Source organism: Herbaspirillum rhizosphaerae (assembly GCF_046025915.1).
GTDB lineage: Bacteria > Pseudomonadota > Gammaproteobacteria > Burkholderiales > Burkholderiaceae_D > Herbaspirillum > Herbaspirillum rhizosphaerae_A.
The window spans coordinates 163,568-182,924 of record NZ_JAQQFR010000004.1; the positions used below are offsets into that span (position 1 = coordinate 163,568).

The following is a 19,357-nucleotide window of genomic DNA, read 5'->3' on the forward strand; positions in this document are numbered from 1 at the left end:
TCCATAGCCATCCATTGTGATGCTCTGAGGTGATCCCGGATCGGTGCCGCAAAGACAACAATATCAAGCGGCTGTCCGCATCACCCAAAGAGAGACACACAATCATGAGCAAAAACAAGAATGCGACCACGCCGGTTTATCGCGGCGTCTTTCCCGTAGCGCCAACCATTTTCGACGATCATGGCGATATCGATCTTGAAGGGCAGCGTCGCTGTATCGACTTCATGATTGATGCCGGCTCCGACGGCATCTGTATCCTGGCCAATTTCTCCGAACAGTTTGCCCTCACCGACGACGAGCGCAATTCGCTTATCAGCACGGTGCTCGATCACGTCGCCGGACGTGTGCCGGTAATCGTCACGACGACGCATTTCAGCTCACGTATCTGCGCTCAGCGCAGCCGCATGGCGCAAGATGCCGGCGCGGCGATGGTCATGATCATGCCGCCGTACCACGGCGCGACGATTCGCATCGGCGAGACCGGCATTTATGATTTCTTCAGCACCGTGTCCGATGCGATCAGCATTCCCATCATGATCCAGGATGCTCCGGTCAGCGGCACCACGTTGTCGCCGTCGCTGTTGGTGCGTATGGCCAAGGACATTGCCAATGTTTCCTACTTCAAGATCGAAGTGCCGCAAGCTGCCAACAAACTGCGCGAAATCATCGCCCTTGGCGGCGAAGCGATTGTCGGTCCGTGGGACGGTGAAGAAGCTATCACGCTGATGGCCGATCTGGATGCCGGTGCGACCGGTGCAATGACGGGTGGTGGCTATCCGGATGGCATTCGCCGCATTCTCGATGCTTACTTTGCCGGTGATACCGAACTGGCGGCGCAGCATTATCAGGAATGGCTGCCGCTGATCAATTATGAAAACCGCCAGGGCGGTCTCGCATCGTGCAAGGCGTTGATGAAAGAAGGCGGCATCATCAAATCGGATGCGGTGCGTCACCCTCTGCCGGCAATGCATCCGGCAACGCGCGAAGGCCTGATCAAGATCGCACGTCGTCTCGATCCGCTGGTGCTGCGCTGGGGCAAGTAAGTCACTAATTAAGCAGCTAACTAAGCAGCTAAATAAGTAAGCTCAGGTCATCCCAATTGTGGGATGACCTCACTGCCGATTTCCTCCATCACATCTCTGCGCGGCCTGCCCTGGCGGGCCAGATTCAACAGCACGTGGCCGACGCCATAACCGTGCAATCTCCGTAGATAATCGAGCAAGGCATGACGGCCGCCGCGCATGCCCAGGGTGATCGGTTCGGATGGTGCGTCCGGATCATCCAGTAAATCCAGATTCAAGGACTGAATAAAGGGTTTGGCGGCGCCACCCGCGCGTTGCGCCAGCGCCTGTTGCCACAAATTGATACGGCCTTGCTGGCGTTGTTCTTCCCGATGGTAGGATGCCCAGCCGTCGGCATTCGCAGCGATCCACTGTAGTGACTGGCGAGCAGAGCCAACGGCCAGCATGGCAATACGTCGGTCGGCTTGCGGCAGGATTTCATAGCCGCCGGTGGCGTTCATCAACACCTGCTTCGCTGCGTCATCCGGCGCATCGTCGAGCGCCGCATGCACGATTTCCCAATGCGCGCGAAAGCGTTCGCCACCTTGTTCTGCCGTCATGCCGAATGCGGAAAATTCTTCTTCGCGGTCACCCGATCCGACGCCGAGCAAGAAGCGGCCTCCGGACAGACGATCAAGCGTTAGCGCACTTTTCGCCAGCAGCAGGGGATGGCGTAAAGGCAGTACCGCCGCCGCCGTGCCGATGGCGATCGTCTTGGTTGCGGCAGCGAGCATGCCCAACCAGAGAAAAGGATCATCCAGCGCGCTGACTTCACCCGCCTGCGGAATCATCAGCGGTACGTCACGCGTCCAGAGCGCAGAAAAGCCACATGCCTCGGCATGCTGGGCCAGCGCCTTTTCCGTCGCAGGGTCTGCCAGCACACCGGCGGCCGGCGTCAGTGGCGTCATCAGGCCGAGCGTCAGGCGGCCCTCGGGAAACACCAGCGAATAAGCTTTATTGAGCATGCGCGCAACCATGTCGAAGATCATGAAGTGCGTTCATTGTCGCCGATTATGTAGATCGTGTCGGCTGTACTCTCCAAGTTGGATTCGGGCCGGCGAGCCGAAATAGTCTCAGCAAGCCGGCAAGGCCAGCGCCTGCAAAACTTCTCCGGTTTTTGAATCCTGGACGAAGGCGGCAACACCGAGATTGCTCGTGTCTGCACGTTTGCCATCACGCCCGACCGGTAGCTTGAAGATGTCCGCGACGGAGGTTTTACCGTCCAGATAAATCGGACCTTTCCACTGGCGCACGACGTAATCATGCTGCAAGGTTGCGCCATTATTTTCGCCGGCCGAAACCTTGTTGCTCAGACGATTTTCATACACGGCCACGTAGGCTTGCGGAGCGGCAGATCCTGTTGTGTGCGCACCGATGGCAGAGAACTCTGCATCGATCTTGATGCGACTATCCGCAGCAGGCGTCCATGTGAGATGGATATTGGCAGCAGCGGGTTTGCCGTTGATGGCCTTCATCGCTGAGCGGAATTCTTCTTCGCTGCGCCAGTTGCGGAATTCGCGGCCATTCACGAATATTTCAGGCGTGTACGAAAAACGGGTCGTGCCAAGTCGCGTCAGTTGTTCTTGCCGCTCGGTGAACGTGTGCTGCGAAAATACATCGCGCCAGCCAAGGCTGTCCCAATAATCTACATGCAATGCAAGCGGCACGATATCGCGATCGGTGGTGCTTCGTGTATCAATTTTGCGCAGCCAGCGATCAGCCGGTGGGCAGCTGTTGCACCCTTCGGAGGTGTACAGCTCTACCAGCGCGAGACGATGCGCAGGACTCTGCTTCTCGCATTGCGCGGCATACGCGGAAAAAGTAGCAAAGGAGGTGACCAGCGCCGTCACAGCATGAAAAGCGGCGAGCAAATAGGTTGGGGTTTTCATATTTCGTATTCTGTTGTCTGCACCTTCAGTAGTCGCTGCGCGCCGTCGATCCATTACAGATGATTACAAGCGGATGACGTGAAGGCGTGTGATCGTGCAATTGCTGTCATTCAGTAAAGAGAATCGGTATTGCTCATTCTGCATGATGTAAAGCCCGCAGGGCGCAAACGCAGCATGCGCCCCCATATCAGCTTGTTGAATACCTGATATGCGTTAATTAAATCACTGCAAGTCCTTCCTTTCTATTTCTTTGCGGCTATATTTCCCTCACAAAGAAAAAATTTTGCAGTGCGTCATTTTTGTCATTTTCATAGACGCACACCGAGTTAAAACACAACGGGAAATCTGAGAGGCTCACATGACCAATCAGTATCGGGCGGGAAAAAAAGCATTGGTGATCGGTGGCGGTGCGCCGAACTCCACATTGATTGCCGGCGCATTGACGGCGTTTCTGGATGAAGGTATCGAATTCGACGTCATCTCGGCGTCGGGGGCGGGCGTGCTGATGGGCTTGTTGTATCAGGCTCCTCTGGATTGTTCGCCGCGCGAAGCGCTGACGCGCTGGGCTGAATCCGGTGTGGCCGACAGCATCTACAAGATGTTCCCGGTCAACTACAAGATCTTCAAGAAGCCGGGGCAGGAGGCACGCAGCTTCCGCGACAACGTGCCGTCGCAGATGCCTTCCATGCCTGGTATGCCGACCATGCCCAGCATGGCATCGATGCCCGGCATGCCGAACATGTCCGCCATGGCGGCAGGTTATCCTTTCCTCGATATCTTTACGCAGCGTTTCGCCGAAGCCTCCGGCGCGTGGAACGACTGGATGCATCTCATGCTGTCGGCCATGTCGCCATCGGATCTGTCATCCAAGAGTCTGGGCTTGTGCGCGCATCATCCCTTCCTAGAGCAAGCCATCGATTTCGACGCCATCGCGCGCATGACGCCGGACTTCTACATCAACGCTTACAACATAAGCAAGGCCGAGATGCAGATCTGGGACAAGAAGGAGATTGCGCCTATCCACGTACGCGCTGCCTTGTCGTTCCCCTTCTTGTACCCGCCGACCGAAATCGACGGCGACGACTACATCGAAGGTGCAGCACTCGACACGCTCAATTTCGATCCGCTGTTGTCCACCTCCGGCAAGCATGTCGACGTCGACACGCTGGTCGTTCTCGACATCCTCGGTGAAGACCGCCTGATCCGCAAACCACGCAATCTGTACGACGCCTGGGTGCGCTCCATCATCACGCCATTGGTGAAGATCTCGAAATCCGAAATGCGCTTGTTCGAGTTGGAACACAACACGCACCCGGAAACCGGCGAGCCCTTGCGTCGTCTGCTGAAGGTCGATCTGATGAGCGGCATTCCGGATGAACACTGGCCGGAAGTATTGGACTGGTCGTCATCCAACATGCAGCTGCTGTTCGATGTCGGCTACCGTGCCGGACAGAAATTCTGTCGCGAGCATGGCGAGTCCTTGCAACATGCTTTCGAAGGCACGCCCATCGCGGCATGACCACACGTCTGAACACCTGATTCATCAGGCCGTCACACAGCGCCGCTAACATGCTTGTCCCTCTCGTTGAGGGGAGGATGCCGGCGGCGCGGCAGTTTCTGCCAACACATTCGCCAGCCTGCAACTTCGATGTTCGTACCGGAAGATTGACGCAAAGACGTACAGGAAGAAACAACGCCAGCCCCGGGGCCAACGTAGCTTCGGATCCCATCCACTTTATAGAAAAACGACACGACCATGACAATCACCAAACGCCTTCTTCTTACCCTGTCGGTGGCCCTGCTGGCTCTCCTCTTCGTCGGTATCGACGGCCTCGTGCAGCTGCAGCGTGCACAGGTGCGTTTCGACACCGTGCAGAACCGCATCATCCCCAGCATCAGCGGTCTGAACGCCGCCAAAGGATTCCTCGCGGATACCCGCCTGGCCGGTTACCGCTTGTCGGTGTTCTCCAACCTGAGCGACAAGACGGCGCTGGACAAAGCCGTGGCCGACGCCAACAAGGCGTTTGACGATGTGGTCGCCAAGTACGCGAAAGAGCAGATCTTCGACGAGACAGACAGCAAGATGCTCGAAGCCGACAAGGCCAACATGGAAGCCTATCGCAAGGCGCTGATTCCATTCTTCGCGGCAGCGCATGCAGGCGACATGGATGGCGTGCGCGCTACACTGATGGCCGGCACCCCATTGGCGGTTTCGGCTGCAGGCGTCAAGAAAGGCATCGACGACCACATCGCCTACAACAGTAAACTGGTCGATGACGTGCGTGCGGAAAGCGTTGCCGCTTACGAGTTCGCATTCAAGAGCATGGTCGCCGTCATCGTCGTGGCGATCCTGTTCACCGGCACACTGGCGCTGACCTTGTATCGCAATATCAGCGGCAGCCTGCGCAACATCAAGAACACCTTTGAAGAAATCAGCGCCTCGCTGGATTTGTCCAAGCCGATGCACGTCGAGCGCATGGATGAAATCGGTCATGCCGCGACCGCCTTCAACAAATTGCGCGTGCGCATCGTCGACGTGATCGGCACCGTCCGCACCTCGACGGATTCGGTCAGCGTCGCCGCCAAGCAGATCGCCGTCGGCAACACCGACTTGTCGTCGCGCACCGAACAGCAAGCCGCTTCGCTGGAAGAAACCGCATCGAGCCTTGAACAGCTGACATCCGTCGTCAAGCAAAACACCGAGAACGCCAAGCAAGCCAATCAGCTCGCGCTGTCGGCATCGAACATCGCTTCGCAAGGCGGCGACGTGGTGCGTCAGGTGGTCGATACCATGAACTCCATCAATGACTCGTCGCGCAAGATCGTCGACATCATCAGTGTGATTGACGGCATCGCCTTCCAGACCAATATCCTGGCGCTGAACGCTGCCGTGGAAGCGGCACGCGCCGGCGAACAAGGCCGCGGCTTTGCGGTGGTGGCGTCCGAAGTGCGCAGCCTGGCGCAGCGTTCGGCAGCAGCGGCCAAAGAAATCAAGACCCTGATCGACGACTCCGTCGACAAGGTCGGTTCCGGCAGCAAGCTGGTGCAGCAAGCCGGTACGACCATGAGCGACATCGTCAACAGCGTGCAAAAAGTCACTGACATCGTCGGCGAAATCGCCAGCGCCAGCGAAGAGCAAAGCAGCGGCATCAGCCAGGTCAACCAGGCTGTTTCGCAAATGGACGACGTCACGCAGCAAAACGCCGCGCTGGTGGAAGAAGCTGCCGCCGCCGCACAGGCATTGCAAGATCAGGCCGAGACGCTGGAGCAGGTGGTCAGTGTGTTCAAGCTCGATGCTGCACGCATCGTAACGAGCGCAGCGGCATTGTCATCCAAGCGCGCTATCGACATCACGCCGTCGACAGCACGTCTGAGTTCGTCCGAACTGCATCGCATCGAACATGAGATTGACGCTTGATGTTGTTGATGCTGAAGTTGAACGACTGAACTTGCGCGGTAGTAGCGCGCAATAAATAAAAAAGACCGCATGCTTGCACGTGCGGTCTTTTTGTTTGACTTGCCGGATTACAGATTCTGAGTGACGAAACGTCCGCGCCGGCTGAGATGTTTTCCGGCAGCCATGAATTCACCATCGCCGGTGTAGTGAACCGTCTGCGGATGTTTCGGGCCCGCAGCAGCATGCGCCTTGACGACTTCAAAGATGAAATAGTTATAGGTATCGATCAGGCAGTCGTCGTAGAGTTTGCATTCGAGATTGACAAAGCAATCGTCAATCAACGGCGCGCTAACCTTGCTCGCTGCGCTGGTCGTCAGACCGAAGCGGCTGAACTTGTCGACTTCGGCGCCGGAGCAATTACCGATATCAACCACGGTGTCGATCATCTCAACCGTGGGGATATTGATGACGCATTCGCGGCTGCTGCGGATCAGTTCGAAGCTGTGATTGCTAGAGGCGATGATGCAGCCGACCAGCGACGGCGTGAATTCCATCACCGTGTGCCAGCCCAGTGTCATGACATCGGTTTCATCCTGCCAGCGCGATGTCACCAGCACGACCGGTCCGGGTTCCAGATAGTGACGGATGTCGGCGACGGGATAGTCGAGTTTCTTGCTCATAGCGGATCACCATTGCGCACGATGACGCGTGTTGAAGGTGATCTATTTTATGTCCGCCGCCGACAAGATTTCTGTAGGACAAAATCTCATTTCAACGCTGTTTGGCGACGTAATTGCATATTCCGTTATCCATCGGATAAGTAAGTTGTTATCCGATGATGCCAATCCGGCAACGCCAGCAAAGCGTTCTCGATTTCCCTTGACCGCGAGACCCGGGTGACAGAAAGGATAAAAAGGAAACGGCCGGGCGGCGGCAGATTGCTCTGCTCGCCGCACCGGCCGTGATGATTACGGTCAGCGCTTAGCGGGTGTAATACACGTCGCGGTATTCGCGGCGATATTCACGATAGACAGGACGTTCGCGATATTCCCTTTCCACATACACAGGGGCCGGACGCACATAGACCGGAGCAGGCTGATAATAGACTTGCTGCGGCGCCTGGTAATACACAGGCTGCGGCGCAGGCTGGTACACCTGTTGCGGAGGCGCATAGCTTGGGCCGGAATTGGCGTTGGCGATCACAGTACCGATCGCGACTGCGCCGATGATGCCGGCGGCGATGGCCAGACCGTTGTTGCCGCCGCGGTCATGTGCGGAAGCAGGGGCCGATACCGACGCTGCCAGTGCTGCGGTGATCAGCAGGGCGGGAATAATTTTTTTGGTGATCATGATGATGTCCTTTCAGGTGAGGCGCATCTGATTTGTCGCCACGATTCAAATATAGGGCATTTCGGCCGCCGTGAAAGGCTTGGCATTACTTGCTTACAATTCTTACCAAGTTGGCGATTTCGGCAGTTTTCCCGGTTAGCCTGCCCGCCGGCAGCCTTCATATTAAAATGCACGACCGGCTTTCCCGCAGGAAAGCACAACCTCACTCCCTATCCGATGAATTACACCCCCGGCCGCATGATGGCCTATGTCTGTCTGGCGCTGAGCATGTCCATGGTCGGCGCGTACGTTGCGCTCACCAAGCCCTTGGCGGCGGCACTGCCGGTGTTTCTGCTGGCATGGCTGCGTTTCGGCATCGGCGCCGTCGCCATGATTCGCTGGCTGAAGAAACCCGGCACCGAAGCACCGCTCACGCCACGTACGCGCCTGCTGGTGTTTTTGGAATCCTTCCTCGGCAATTTTCTCTTCACGATCTGCATGATCAGCGGCGTGAGCATGACGAGCGCCGTCTCGGCCGGCGTCATCATGTCGGTGATCCCCGCGGTGGTCGCCTTGATGAGCTGGATCTTCCTGCGCGAACGCATTGGTTTGCGCGTCTGGCTGGCGGTCGCCTGTGGTGCGCTTGGTATCGGCTTGCTGTCTCTGGCGAAGAACCCGCATGCACCGGGACTCGACAGCGCAGGTGATGTGCAAGCGCATCAAGCCTGGCTCGGCAATCTACTGATTTTCGCCGCTGTGCTGTGCGAAGCCTCCTACGCCGTCATCGGCAAAAAGCTCACCGCCGTCCTCAGCCCCAAGCGCATCAGCTCCATCATCAACCTGTGGGGACTTATCCTGATGACGCCGATGGGCTTTTACGCAGCGCTGCATTTCGATTTCGGCGCCGTGCACCAAGGCATCTGGTTGCTGTTGTTGTTCTATGCATTGGCTGCAAGCGTCTGGAGCGTCTGGCTGTGGATGACCGGTCTCAAATCCATCCCCGCTTCGCGTGCCGGCGTGTTCACCGTGATGCTACCAATCAGCACTGCGCTGGTCGGCGTGCTGGCGCTTGGCGAGACACTGACCATGATTCAGCTTGCCGCTTTCGCGGTGGCATTGATCGGGATGTTGCTGGTGACGGTGCCGGGGAAATCCAGCGTGGATGCTGCAGGCCCGGCACACTGAGTTCACCATGGCGCGCCGCTATCACTACTCCGTCTATGTCATCGAACTGTCGACGGACGTGCTCTACGAGGCGCGCTTTCGCAAAGCCAATCCCGACTACGTCACCGGCAAGCCCTGCGTCTATGTCGGCATGACCGGGGTGAACGTCGATCAGCGTTTCGACAAGCACAAGGCCGGCATCCAGTCCAACCGCTTCGTGCGCGAATACGGCCTGCACCTCCTGCCCAAGCTTTACGAAATGTACAACCCCATGCCTTACGACGGCGCACGCGATATGGAAGTCGAGCTGGCGATCGGCCTGCGTGAGGCGGGTTACGGCGTGTGGCAGGCCTGAACTGAATTTGCGCGATTGTTCGCTATACTCGATGCCATTGTTTGCATATCCATCGATGCCATGAAAAAACTGCTTCTTCCGCTTTTCGCGCTTGCCGGCTTCATGCTGATGCCGCATGCCGCATTTGCCGCCGCACCGGAAAAGACACTCTGTACTGTCGGTGAGACGCCGCTGTTCCAATGCACGATCAAGGGCAAGCAAGTGTCCTTGTGCTCATCCGGTGGCAGCAAGGATGACGCAGGCAAGCTGCAATACCGCTTCGGTACTCCGCAAAAAATCGAGCTGAGCTATCCCGACACGCCGCAACCGGCGAACGGCAAATTCTTCAAAAGCGAGACCGGCTATTCCGGCGGTGGCGAAGAGCGTATTCGCTTCAAGAACGGAGATTATGACTATTTTCTGTTCGAACGCACGGTGCGCACCGGTTTCGGCAACGGCCCCAACAATCCCGAGTTCAGTGCCGGTGTCATCACGCGGCATGGCAAGACCGTGACCACACGTCTTTGCTCACAGGATGGTGCGATGAAACCGGCCTCGCGTATCTTGCCGGAAGAGGAGTTTGAATATCTCGACAATTAGGCGAGATAGACAAACTCTTGATTGATGGGGCTGCAGGGCTCTGCTTAATACTTTTGCTTTGGTGGTTCAGTGGCGTTCAGATAACCGTCTTGCTTCGCTTCCTCGCAAGTCAGATTTCCCCATGCTACGACCTGATCCTTGCGATTGAAACCGACATACAAGGGTTTTGAGTTTCCGTTGATGTTCATCAGATAGTTGAAACAGCTACCTTGTCCATTCAACGTCGACATGGTGCTACGCGGCTGGCCGCCGGCGGCAATGACGTCACTCTTCATGGCGCCCCCGCGCGAGCTTGCAGCAAATACCGGATTCTGCAACACGCTCACGCGGTCAGAGAATTCTGCACACGCGGTCAACAAGACCGCGCTGGTTAGGATGACAAACTTTTTCATTTCCTGTCCTTATTTGTGATGGAGAGGAAAAGGATTCTATGAGGCCCGGCGAGAGAGAAAAGTTGGCAGGCATTAATTAGTGCAAAAAATCAGATGAAGCCCTTGCTCGGAGTCGGAAAAAATTGAGACGTCACCAAAGAGAACATTTAATCGTGATTGATTATTAAATTAAAAGAAATAATAGACTTAATTCTGATGAATTATGCGCGGGGCTGGCGGACGTACAATTCTTTATGCCAAAGCCCTGTACAAAAGAAGCGGCGAGCGGGAAACCTCAAAGGAGCAGCCATGTTTAAAGGATTCACGCGTCACGTCGCCGACGTCAACGGCACGCATATCAATTATATTCGCGGTGGTTCCGGCCCTGCCTTGCTGTTGTTGCACGGTCATCCACAGACCCACGTCATCTGGCACAAGGTGGCGCAGCAACTGGCCGAACGCTATACCGTCATCGCGGCCGATTTGCGTGGCTACGGCGACAGCGGCAAGCCGGCAGGATTACCCGATCACAGCAACTATGCCAAGCGCGTCATGGGGCAGGATCAGATCGATCTGATGGCTAGTCTCGGGTTTTCGCAATTCCTGTTGATGGGACACGACCGCGGCGGCCGTGTCGCTTACCGGATGGCGCTCGATCATCCCGATGCAATTCGCAAACTGGTGGTGCTCGACATTGCGCCGACGCTGGCGATGTACGAACAGACCAGCAGGGAGTTCGCCACGGCGTATTACCACTGGTTCTTTCTCATCCGCCCGGCACCGTTTCCCGAGACGCTGCTCAGCGCGCACCCGGAGGATTATCTGAAGCACACCATCGGCGGCCGCAGCGCCGGCCTGAAACCCTTCACGCCGGACGCCTATGCGGAGTACCTGCGTTGCCTGCGCGATCCGGCGACTATCCATGGCATCTGCGAGGACTACCGCGCCAGCGCCGGCATTGATCTGGAGCACGAACGTCATGATCTCGATGTCGGCAACAAGATCCGTTGCGAGATGCTGGCCTTGTGGGGCAAACAGGGTGTGATTGAAAAATGTTTCGAGCCGCTCAAGGAATGGGCACGATTCTCCGACAAGCTCGAGGGCGGGGCGCTCGATTGCGGTCACTATATTCCCGAAGAAGCGCCGGAGGCATTGCTGGAAAAAGTGCTGCCCTTTTTGGGGAGTTGAATCTCTTCGTATTTCTTCTTATTTCTTCGTATCCCGACGTGGATTAATGGCGCAATGTTGCGATGTCGATTTAGCAATACCTCGATAACATGTTGCATGTGGCATTGAAATCCGCGACTTTTATCCTTCATTTTCTCCATATGGCTTCCCTTGCCTGAGTGATATAACTATCCGGGTCGCGCACGAATAATGCAGCTATAAATAACCTGGCGCGATGCTGACAAGAACAGGGACAGGGATATATGGAGAAGACAGGCAAGTGCAGCGCCGTGCTGCTGGCCGTGGCAGCGCTGCTGGTATTGCTCCCGGCGTCGCAGACGGCAATGGCCGAAAAGATTGTCTCCATTGGATTTGCAGGGCCGCTCAGCGGTCTGAGCAGCGCCAGCGGGACCAGCATGCTGAACGCCGCCAAGATGGCGGTCGATGACGTCAACGCTGCGGATCTGCGTCTCAACGGAGAAAAGCTCACTTTCAAGTTGGTGGTGCAGGATGACAAATCCAATCCACGCATTGCCGAAATCGCCGCCAAGTATTTCGTCAAGACCGGTGCGGTTGGTGTGGTGGGGATCTTCAACAGTGCGGTAGCGGTCAGCTCATCGGAGATTTATCAAAAAGCCGGCATTCCGCATTTTGCCGTGTCCGGCACGCGGCGTTTTACGCAACAGGGTCATGACACGGCATTTCGTTTTGCTGCCTACGACGAGCAGCGCGCCTACGTACTTGCCGCCTATGCGGCGCAAGAGTTGCACAAGACCCGCATCGCCATCGTCCATGACGACAGTGTCTTCGGTCGCGACTACAAGGAAAAATTCGAAAGCGCCTTCGCCAAGATGGGCGGCAAGATTGTCAGCGTCAATGCCGTCAGCGCCACCACCTATGACTTCAACGACATCCTCAAGTCGATACGCACCGGCAAGGCCGATGCCATTTTCTTCGGTGGCCTTGGATCGCAAAGCGCCATGTTCGCGCAAAACATGTATCGCCTCGGCAGCGACCTCACGCTGATCACCGCCGCGTCGGTGGTCGGGCCGATGTTCCTGCAGACAGCCGGTCCCGGCGCGGAAGGGACGGTCTCCATCATGCCTGGCTCGCATCAGCGCAAGAGCAAGCAGATGGAGAGTTTCGAGAAGAATTACCAGCAGCGCTACAACACCGCCATCGGCCCATATTCCGCGGTCGCCTACGATCAGGTGCAAGTGCTGGCGGCAGCGGTTATACGCGCAGGCGTCGCCAATCCACGCAAGGTCGCGGGCGCATTGCACGCGATCAGATACAGCGGCCTGAGCGGCAACATCTCCTTCGACGCCAATGGCGATTTGCGTGAATTGACCTTCTCCACTTTCCAGGTAAAGAGTTCTGCCTGGACCATGTTCAAGCAGTATCACGTCGGCGTGGGTAACTGATTTACAGGAAGTCCGGCATAGCTGCAATACGGAATTGGCGAGATGTAAATAATTTGCAAGCCTGGTCTTGCTACCCGGAAAGCCACGCCAGATAAGGGATACACAGTAGCCGACGGGAATCAAAGAAGGCTTGGCGAAAAAACGTTTTCGCGTTAAAGTCGGCAGCAGTCGGCATGGAAGGGCTTCATCACATGAATTGATGAGTCAATACATCATCCGGCCTGCCACCGCAGAAATGTCGCCTTGTTCCACAGGCGAAGCAGAGATTGCTGCTCGGTGAAGGCCGCCAATCCACGGAGCACTCAATGGATGTATTGAGCGAAATTCTTGATGGCATGCGATCCGATGGGATCGTGACGGGCCGCTTCACTCTTAGCGCGCCATGGGGTTTTGTCAAAGATCCCGTCAACGGCGCCAACTTTCGTATCGCCACCGATAACCCGTTCTGGATCTCCGTCAGGGATGCGCCGCCGGTGCTGATCCAGCCGGGCGATCTGATTCTGCTGCCGCATGGCGATGAACACAAAATGATGTCCAGTGTCGACGTGCGCCTGCATCACTTCGACCGCATTGTAATGGAGCTTGGCATCATTCCCGACATCACGCGGCCGCTGGCTTTCTGCGCGGGTGGCGGTGGTGCGGTCACCGACATGTATACCGGCATCCTGCTGTTTCGCGAAGCACGGCGCAACGCCGTCTTGTCGGCCTTGCCTGATCTGATCCATATCCGTGCGGAAGAAATTAACGTCTCGTCCTGGTTTACCTCGACGCTGAAATGCTTCGTCGAAGAGTCGATGAGCTGCCAGATCGGATGGAACTTCGCCGCCGCGCGCCTGGCCGATTTGCTATTACTGCACGTACTGCGCATCTATCTGCAGCGCAGTGAGGATAACGATCTCGGCTGGCTGCGCGGTCTGCGTGATCCCAAGATCGGCGATTCGCTCATGCTCATGCATCGCCAGCCGCAGCGCGACTGGACCGTGTCGACACTGGCCTCGGAAGTCGCCATGTCGCGCTCACGCTTCGATGCGCGCTTTCGCGAGCTGGTCGGTGAATCGCCGATCTCTTTCCTCACCACGCATCGCATGCATCTGGCCAGTGAATATCTCGCCGCCGGCAATTGCCGTATCGGCGAGGTGGCCGACAAGGTCGGGTATGCATCCGAGAAAAGTTTTACACGCGCCTTCCGCCGCTGGGCCGGCGTGCCGCCGCGGACCTATCTGCGCCAGCAGGACAAGATGCGGCAAGTGACTGCACCACATTGATTCACCGGCCGGCGCGTTCGCGCCGGCTTTTCTGTTTTTTATTCCCTCTATCTTTTCGCCATTTCTCTGCATCGCCGTTGCGTCGCGGCCTCGCGACGCACGAGCCAATTCAGTGCGCGCACAGGCACGCAGTTCACCGTTTTATGGCGCTTTGCTGAGTGTTTTCAGCTTGGGTTAAATGGTTCCCTTTTTGGGTTGCAGCGTGGTTGTTACGGGTGTTGGCCTTTGCAAGAATGGGGCCTCGATATGTGACGGCTGCAGGGTGCAAGGTAGCACCAACACGGCGCCGTCTCATATGGAGAGCGGCACGCACGCTGTCGGAGGGGGGAAAGCTTCGTCAGTCAGGCAACAGGATGGGTGTGCATTTCACGATCCGTGTTTCACGATCCGTATTCACGATACACGGTAGTGGAATGCATCACCCGAGACGTCATGATCCAGATACCCAGATGAGGCAAAACAAGATGAAACCAATCAATGCATGGATGACGGCGACCGCACTCGCGGCCGGCGCATTCGCCAGTACCTTCTCCACTGGCGCTATGGCGCAAGTCACAATTTATGGAATTGTCGACACCGGTGTTGAGTATGTCAGCAACACCAATGCCGCCGGCGCCGGCGTCGTGAAAATGCCGTCGCTGACCGGCACCGTACCTTCACGCATCGGTTTCAAAGGTGCGGAAGATCTGGGCGGCGGTTTGCAGGCGCTGTTCGTATTGGAAGCGGGGCTGAGTCCCGACACAGGCGGCATGGGGCAAGGAAATCGTCTGTTCGGCCGCCAATCCTATGTCGGTCTGAAGAATGAATACGGCACCGTGATGCTGGGTCGCCAGGTCAACATGACGTACGTCGCCGGACTCAAGGCCGATATTCTCGGCCCCAACATCTACGGTACCGGCAGCATCGACTCTTATCTGCCGAATGCACGCAGCGACAACGCTATCGGCTATCTCGGCACCTTCTCCGGCATGACGGTCGGGGGCACCTACAGCTTTGGTCGCGACACCTCCAGCGCGGGCGGCCCAGCCGCCACCAACTGCGCCGGCGAAGTGGCCGGCAATCTCGCTGCCTGTCGTCAGATCACCGGCTTGCTGGCGTATGACAGCCATAGCAAGACTTTCGGCGTTGCAGCCGCCTACGACAAAATGAACGGCGGCACCGGCGCGACCGCACCGCTGACCAGCGCTGATTATTCAGACCGTCGATTGACGCTCAACGGCTACGCCTTGTTCGGCGACCTCAAGATCGGCGTCGGTCTGGAAAATCGCAAGATCACTGCCGCGGCGAATCAGACTTCCAATATGTTTTTTGTCGGCGCCAGCTATCCGTTCGCCACGCAATGGATCGTAGACGGCCAGGTCATCCGCTACAAGGTCAAGGATACCGACAAGGTGTCCACGCTGTCGGTGGTGCGGCTGGGCTACAACCTGTCCAAGCGCACCATGATTTACACCACTCTCGGCTATATGACCAACTCAAGCACGGCGGCTGTTTCGCTTGATCCGGGCGGCACCGTCGGCACCGGCATGAACCAGCTCGGTGTCATGACCGGCATTCGTCACGCGTTCTGATGTTCCTATTTCAACAAGGCAGGAGACCACCATGGAATTCATACTGAACCGGCGGCCGACCACCTTCAACGGCGACGAGCAGACGCCGCTGTTGTGGGTGATCCGCGAATCGGCCGGATTGACCGGCACCAAATACGGCTGCGGCATCGGCATGTGCGGCGCGTGCACCGTGCATGTCGACGGCGAACAGATGCGCTCGTGCAGCGTGCCGGTCTCCAGTGTGGCCGGGCGCAGTGTGACCACCATTGAAGGTTTATCGAGCGACACCAGCCATCCGGTACAACTGGCGTGGATCAAACTCGACGTTCCGCAATGCGGCTACTGCCAGTCCGGCATGATCATGGCGGCCACTGCCTTGTTGAAAAAATGTCCCAAACCAAGCGACGCCCAGATCGATGAAGCCATGAGCAATCTGTGCCGCTGCGCTACCTATCACCGTATCCGGGAGGCCATCCATGCAGCAGCCAATTCCTGAGGCAAAGATGACGCAGTCGTTGTCGCTATCGCGCCGGGGCTTCCTCAAGGCGGCCGGTGCCGTCACGGCCGGACTGATCGTGCCGCTGGCCTATGCCGCGGAGGCAACCACACCGGCAGGCCTGGTAGAAATCACCGACTGGGTGCGCATCGACGCCAGCGGCAAGACCGTCATCGGCCTGTCGCAATGCGAAGTTGGGCAGGGCGTCTACACTGGCCTGCCCCAAGTATTGGCCGATGAACTGGACGCAAAGTGGAGCGACGTCAGCGTGGAATTCGTCACCGGCCGTGATGCCTACCGCATGTCGGCCGCCTACGAACCGCCCCAGCAGTTTGTTGGCGCGTCAATGTCCATGACCATGCTGTTCCAGCGCTTGCGCACAGCCGGGGCGCAGGCACGCGATGCGCTCACGCAGGCCGGTGCAGCGCGTCTGGGCGTACGCGCCACGCAGTGCCATACCAGCGAAGGCCGCGTGATCCATTCCGCTACCGGACGATCTGTTTCCTATGGCGAAGTTGCCGCTGATGCCGCACACCTGCGTCTGGATCCGAACCCGCATCTCAAGAGCAACAACCAGCGCACCTTCATCGGCCAGAACATGAAGCGCCTCGACACACCGATGAAAGTCAACGGCAGCGCCGTCTTCGGTATCGACGTCCAGGTGCCGGGCATGCTGGTTGGCGCTGCGCGCATGGCGCCTGCTTACACCGGCAAGATTCTCAGCGTGCGCAACCAAGCGCAGATCCTTGCGCGTCCCGGTGTGCACGCGGTGGTCATCGGCACCACCTGGCCCAAGCCGGTGCCCAATACGGTCATCGTCGTTGCCGACAGCTACTGGATCGCGAAGCAGGCCGTCGATGCCGTCGAGCTGGAAATCGATCCGGGGCCGGGCATCCATGTCGACAGCAAAAAGATTCACGAACAACGCATGGCTGCCATGGATGACGACAAGGCTATCGTTGCCTCGCGCATCGGCAACACCAGGGCCATCTTCGACGCCAATCCCGGCAAGATGATCGAGGCGCACTACCACACGCCTTACATCGTGCATGCCTCGATGGAGCCGGTGGTAGCAACCGTGCATGTGCGCGACAACGACATCGAAGTCTGGGGCCCGATCCAGGGGCAGGACATGGTGCGCGAAACACTGGGTCGTGCCTACAAGATGGCGCCGGAAAAAGTCATCGTGCACACTAACTTCCTCGGCGGCAGTTTTGGCCGCAAATACGTTCCCGACTTTGTACTGCATGCCGCGCAGGCATCCAAGGCGGTGGGACGTCCGGTCAAGGTGATCCGCTCACGCGAGGGGGACATTCAGCATGGCTTCTATCGCCCAGGCGTATCCGCGCGCATGCGTGCGGTATTGGGCAAGGACGGCTACCCGACGGCTCTGCATGCGCGCGTGGTCGGACAGTCGCTGTACGGCATGATCAAGCAGGACAAGATGGCGGCTGCAGGCGGCTGGGATGAAACCATGGTCGAAGCCATCTACGATCTTGCTTACGGCGTGCCTAATCTGACCGTCGACGCCATCGATATCAAGCAGCCGATTCCGGTGAGCTTCATGCGCAGTGTTGGTAGTACGTCGAGCGTGTTCTTTCTGGAGAGCTTCATCAACGAGCTGGCCGACCAGGCCGGCATCGACGCCTATCGCTATCGCCGCAAACTGCTGGCACACGACAAGCTGGCGCTGGCGGTGCTGGACAAAACGGCAGTCGCTGCGGGCTGGGACAAGCCGCTGCCGAAGAACCGTCATCGTGGATTTGCCTTCAACTTGTACACCGGACGCGGTGGCGCCTTCGAGACCTATGTCGCCATGGCGGTCGAGATCGAATCCGGCAAAAACGGCATCAAGGTTAAGCGCGTGGTCTGCGGTGTCGACGCCGGCACCGCCATCAATCCGGGGCTGATCAAGGCCAACATCGAAGGTGGTATCGGCTTCGCGCTGACCAACACCTTCAAGAGCGAGATCACGTTCGCTGAAGGCGCTGCGGTGCAGAGCAACTTCCACGATTATCCGTTGCTGACGCTGGCAGAGATGCCGCATATTGACGTCGTCATCGTCAACAGCGACCGTCCTCCGCAAGGTTGTGGCGAAGTCGCACTGGCCCCTGTCGCCCCCGCAGTGGCCAGTGCGATCTTCAAGGCAAGCAAGCGTCGTCTGCGTTCCATGCCTTTGAAGTTGGATCAGGCATAGATCCGGCGCGCTTTTTGTTGCAGGCCGGGCCGCCGGATTTCCCGACGGCGGCCCGGTTTTTTTTAATCAAGGTGGAAGAGCGGCATCCCATGGACAGCATGGATCTGGAAGTATTGAAAGCAGCGCGCGTCTGGCTGGAGCATGGCCTGCGCTGCGAGCTGGTCACTGTGGCGAAAACATGGGGTTCCAGCCCGCGTCCGCCGGGATCGATGCTGGCACTGTGTGAAGACGGCCGCGTGGTCGGCTCGGTATCGGGCGGCTGCATCGAAGATGATCTGATCGCCTGTATCCGCCGGGAAGGCATGCAGCGCCGCGTGCCGGATATCCTGCGTTATGGAATCAACGCGGATGAGGCTCATCGTTTCGGATTGCCTTGCGGCGGCACCATCGAACTGGTGCGCGAGCCTTTGTCTTCGCGCAGCCGCATCGCCGAGTTGTTGCAGGCTCTGGAATCCCGGCAACTGATCGAACGCCGACTGCGCATCGACAGCGGTGAGGTAACGCTGACACTTCAATCCGGCAAGCAGGATTTGCCGGCGGAACTGGTCAGCATCCGCGGCAACAATGTCGTCACGCATCATGGTCCGCGCTGGCGTCTGCTGTTGATCGGCGCCGGGCAGCTGTCGGCTTTCCTGGCGCAGATTGCCGTTGGCATGGACTATCAGGTGAGTGTGTGCGATCCGCGCGAAGAGTTTCGCAGCGTGTGGCAGGTGCCGGGTGTGCCGGTGGTGCATGCGATGCCGGATGACCTGGTCATCGAGATGTGCCCCGACGCCTGTACCGCAGTGGTGGCGCTCACGCACGATCCCAAGCTGGACGATCTCGCGCTGATGGAGGCGTTGCGCTCGCCGGCCTTCTACGTCGGCGCCATCGGCTCACGCAACAACACCGCACGGCGCCGCGAACGATTGGCCCTGTTCGATCTCAGCGCAGCACAAATCGATCGTTTGCATGGGCCTGTGGGTTTGCCCATCGGCAGCAAGACTCCGGCGGAAATTGCCGTTTCCGTGATTGCCGAAATGACTGCAGTTCGTCACGGAATTGTTGTGCCATCTGCAATGAACCGAGCTTGGTGAACCACATTCTTTGTTTTTCTGCATCTGCTGCCAGGCG

Annotated in this window: 18 protein-coding genes; 13 read left to right on the forward strand and 5 right to left on the reverse strand. The window is 57.8% G+C overall.

Annotation, left to right across the window (positions count from 1 at the left end):
• Positions 1-104: 104 nt before the first annotated feature.
• Positions 105-1,043, forward strand: coding sequence for a dihydrodipicolinate synthase family protein (locus PQR63_RS07665; protein WP_408167037.1), 939 nt, complete (start codon positions 105-107; stop codon positions 1,041-1,043).
• Between the two features lie 47 nt (positions 1,044-1,090).
• Here PQR63_RS07665 and PQR63_RS07670 read toward each other — a convergent pair whose 3' ends face one another.
• The gene (locus PQR63_RS07670; protein WP_408167039.1) at positions 1,091-2,050 is read right to left on the reverse strand and encodes a TIGR03571 family LLM class oxidoreductase; all 960 of its coding nucleotides are present in this window, start codon (positions 2,048-2,050) and stop codon (positions 1,091-1,093) included.
• 84 nt (positions 2,051-2,134) lie between these two features.
• On the reverse strand, positions 2,135-2,950 hold the full coding sequence (locus PQR63_RS07675) for a DUF1223 domain-containing protein (RefSeq protein WP_408167041.1): 816 nt from the start codon (positions 2,948-2,950) through the stop codon (positions 2,135-2,137).
• Between the two features lie 358 nt (positions 2,951-3,308).
• Here PQR63_RS07675 and PQR63_RS07680 point away from each other — a divergent pair, with 358 nt between their 5' ends.
• Positions 3,309-4,469 (forward strand): patatin-like phospholipase family protein, encoded by a 1,161-nt coding sequence (locus tag PQR63_RS07680; protein WP_408167043.1) that lies wholly within the window; start codon positions 3,309-3,311, stop codon positions 4,467-4,469.
• A gap of 237 nt (positions 4,470-4,706) precedes the next feature.
• Positions 4,707-6,368 carry a methyl-accepting chemotaxis protein gene (locus tag PQR63_RS07685; RefSeq protein WP_408167045.1) on the forward strand — a complete coding sequence of 554 codons (1,662 nt, stop codon included), beginning with the start codon at positions 4,707-4,709 and terminating at the stop codon, positions 6,366-6,368.
• Between the two features lie 107 nt (positions 6,369-6,475).
• On the opposite strand, the gene PQR63_RS07690 is transcribed toward PQR63_RS07685, so the two are convergent.
• Together PQR63_RS07690 and PQR63_RS07695 are read right to left on the reverse strand one after the other, a co-directional pair.
• A complete protein-coding gene (locus PQR63_RS07690; protein ID WP_408167047.1) occupies positions 6,476-7,027 on the reverse strand; it encodes a flavin reductase family protein in 552 nt (183 codons plus the stop codon).
• A gap of 301 nt (positions 7,028-7,328) precedes the next feature.
• Entirely contained in the window at positions 7,329-7,697 is a 369-nt protein-coding gene (locus PQR63_RS07695) for a hypothetical protein (RefSeq protein ID WP_408167049.1), read from the reverse strand.
• Between the two features lie 216 nt (positions 7,698-7,913).
• On the opposite strand from PQR63_RS07695, the gene PQR63_RS07700 reads away from it, so the two are divergent.
• From PQR63_RS07700 to PQR63_RS07710, 3 genes are read left to right on the forward strand one after another with little or no spacing between them, the layout of a single operon-like run.
• Positions 7,914-8,861 (forward strand): DMT family transporter, encoded by a 948-nt coding sequence (locus PQR63_RS07700; protein ID WP_408167051.1) that lies wholly within the window; start codon positions 7,914-7,916, stop codon positions 8,859-8,861.
• 7 nt (positions 8,862-8,868) lie between these two features.
• On the forward strand, positions 8,869-9,195 hold the full coding sequence (locus PQR63_RS07705) for a hypothetical protein (protein WP_408167053.1): 327 nt from the start codon (positions 8,869-8,871) through the stop codon (positions 9,193-9,195).
• 60 nt (positions 9,196-9,255) lie between these two features.
• Positions 9,256-9,774, forward strand: coding sequence for a hypothetical protein (locus PQR63_RS07710; protein WP_408167055.1), 519 nt, complete (start codon positions 9,256-9,258; stop codon positions 9,772-9,774).
• A gap of 44 nt (positions 9,775-9,818) precedes the next feature.
• On the opposite strand, the gene PQR63_RS07715 is transcribed toward PQR63_RS07710, so the two are convergent.
• Complete coding sequence (locus PQR63_RS07715) at positions 9,819-10,166, reverse strand: hypothetical protein (RefSeq protein WP_408167057.1); 348 nt, start codon at positions 10,164-10,166, stop codon at positions 9,819-9,821.
• A 288-nt stretch (positions 10,167-10,454) separates the two neighbouring features.
• Between PQR63_RS07715 and PQR63_RS07720 the strand changes: the two genes are divergently transcribed.
• The 7 genes from PQR63_RS07720 to PQR63_RS07750 all read left to right on the forward strand — a co-directional run bounded on the left by PQR63_RS07720 (position 10,455) and on the right by PQR63_RS07750 (position 19,320).
• On the forward strand, positions 10,455-11,333 hold the full coding sequence (locus tag PQR63_RS07720; protein WP_408167059.1) for an alpha/beta fold hydrolase: 879 nt from the start codon (positions 10,455-10,457) through the stop codon (positions 11,331-11,333).
• A 242-nt stretch (positions 11,334-11,575) separates the two neighbouring features.
• Positions 11,576-12,736, forward strand: a complete 1,161-nt coding sequence (locus PQR63_RS07725; protein ID WP_408167061.1) for a branched-chain amino acid ABC transporter substrate-binding protein — start codon at positions 11,576-11,578, stop codon at positions 12,734-12,736.
• A gap of 305 nt (positions 12,737-13,041) precedes the next feature.
• Positions 13,042-14,001 carry an AraC family transcriptional regulator gene (locus PQR63_RS07730; RefSeq protein ID WP_408167063.1) on the forward strand — a complete coding sequence of 320 codons (960 nt, stop codon included), beginning with the start codon at positions 13,042-13,044 and terminating at the stop codon, positions 13,999-14,001.
• A gap of 464 nt (positions 14,002-14,465) precedes the next feature.
• Positions 14,466-15,572, forward strand: coding sequence for a porin (locus tag PQR63_RS07735; protein ID WP_408167066.1), 1,107 nt, complete (start codon positions 14,466-14,468; stop codon positions 15,570-15,572).
• A gap of 31 nt (positions 15,573-15,603) precedes the next feature.
• On the forward strand, positions 15,604-16,047 hold the full coding sequence (locus PQR63_RS07740) for a (2Fe-2S)-binding protein (protein ID WP_408167069.1): 444 nt from the start codon (positions 15,604-15,606) through the stop codon (positions 16,045-16,047).
• Positions 16,028-18,244: a xanthine dehydrogenase family protein molybdopterin-binding subunit gene (locus PQR63_RS07745; RefSeq protein ID WP_408167070.1), complete on the forward strand. Its 2,217-nt coding sequence runs from the start codon at positions 16,028-16,030 to the stop codon at positions 18,242-18,244. The genes PQR63_RS07740 and PQR63_RS07745 overlap by 20 nt, the downstream gene beginning before the upstream one ends.
• Positions 18,245-18,333: 89 nt before the next feature.
• Positions 18,334-19,320, forward strand: coding sequence for an XdhC family protein (locus tag PQR63_RS07750; protein WP_408167072.1), 987 nt, complete (start codon positions 18,334-18,336; stop codon positions 19,318-19,320).
• The last annotated feature ends 37 nt before the right edge of the window (positions 19,321-19,357 follow it).

Excerpts from the sequence above, each read along its gene's own strand:
- PQR63_RS07665 (WP_408167037.1), top strand. The coding sequence starts at position 105 with ATGAGCAAAAACAAGAATGCGACCACGCCGGTTTATCGCGGCGTCTTT.
- PQR63_RS07670 (WP_408167039.1), bottom strand. The coding sequence starts at position 2,050 with ATGATCTTCGACATGGTTGCGCGCATGCTCAATAAAGCTTATTCGCTG.
- PQR63_RS07675 (WP_408167041.1), bottom strand. The coding sequence starts at position 2,950 with ATGAAAACCCCAACCTATTTGCTCGCCGCTTTTCATGCTGTGACGGCG.
- PQR63_RS07680 (WP_408167043.1), top strand. The coding sequence starts at position 3,309 with ATGACCAATCAGTATCGGGCGGGAAAAAAAGCATTGGTGATCGGTGGC.
- PQR63_RS07685 (WP_408167045.1), top strand. The coding sequence starts at position 4,707 with ATGACAATCACCAAACGCCTTCTTCTTACCCTGTCGGTGGCCCTGCTG.
- PQR63_RS07690 (WP_408167047.1), bottom strand. The coding sequence starts at position 7,027 with ATGAGCAAGAAACTCGACTATCCCGTCGCCGACATCCGTCACTATCTG.
- PQR63_RS07695 (WP_408167049.1), bottom strand. The coding sequence starts at position 7,697 with ATGATCACCAAAAAAATTATTCCCGCCCTGCTGATCACCGCAGCACTG.
- PQR63_RS07700 (WP_408167051.1), top strand. The coding sequence starts at position 7,914 with ATGAATTACACCCCCGGCCGCATGATGGCCTATGTCTGTCTGGCGCTG.
- PQR63_RS07705 (WP_408167053.1), top strand. The coding sequence starts at position 8,869 with ATGGCGCGCCGCTATCACTACTCCGTCTATGTCATCGAACTGTCGACG.
- PQR63_RS07710 (WP_408167055.1), top strand. The coding sequence starts at position 9,256 with ATGAAAAAACTGCTTCTTCCGCTTTTCGCGCTTGCCGGCTTCATGCTG.
- PQR63_RS07715 (WP_408167057.1), bottom strand. The coding sequence starts at position 10,166 with ATGAAAAAGTTTGTCATCCTAACCAGCGCGGTCTTGTTGACCGCGTGT.
- PQR63_RS07720 (WP_408167059.1), top strand. The coding sequence starts at position 10,455 with ATGTTTAAAGGATTCACGCGTCACGTCGCCGACGTCAACGGCACGCAT.
- PQR63_RS07725 (WP_408167061.1), top strand. The coding sequence starts at position 11,576 with ATGGAGAAGACAGGCAAGTGCAGCGCCGTGCTGCTGGCCGTGGCAGCG.
- PQR63_RS07730 (WP_408167063.1), top strand. The coding sequence starts at position 13,042 with ATGGATGTATTGAGCGAAATTCTTGATGGCATGCGATCCGATGGGATC.
- PQR63_RS07735 (WP_408167066.1), top strand. The coding sequence starts at position 14,466 with ATGAAACCAATCAATGCATGGATGACGGCGACCGCACTCGCGGCCGGC.
- PQR63_RS07740 (WP_408167069.1), top strand. The coding sequence starts at position 15,604 with ATGGAATTCATACTGAACCGGCGGCCGACCACCTTCAACGGCGACGAG.
- PQR63_RS07745 (WP_408167070.1), top strand. The coding sequence starts at position 16,028 with ATGCAGCAGCCAATTCCTGAGGCAAAGATGACGCAGTCGTTGTCGCTA.
- PQR63_RS07750 (WP_408167072.1), top strand. The coding sequence starts at position 18,334 with ATGGACAGCATGGATCTGGAAGTATTGAAAGCAGCGCGCGTCTGGCTG.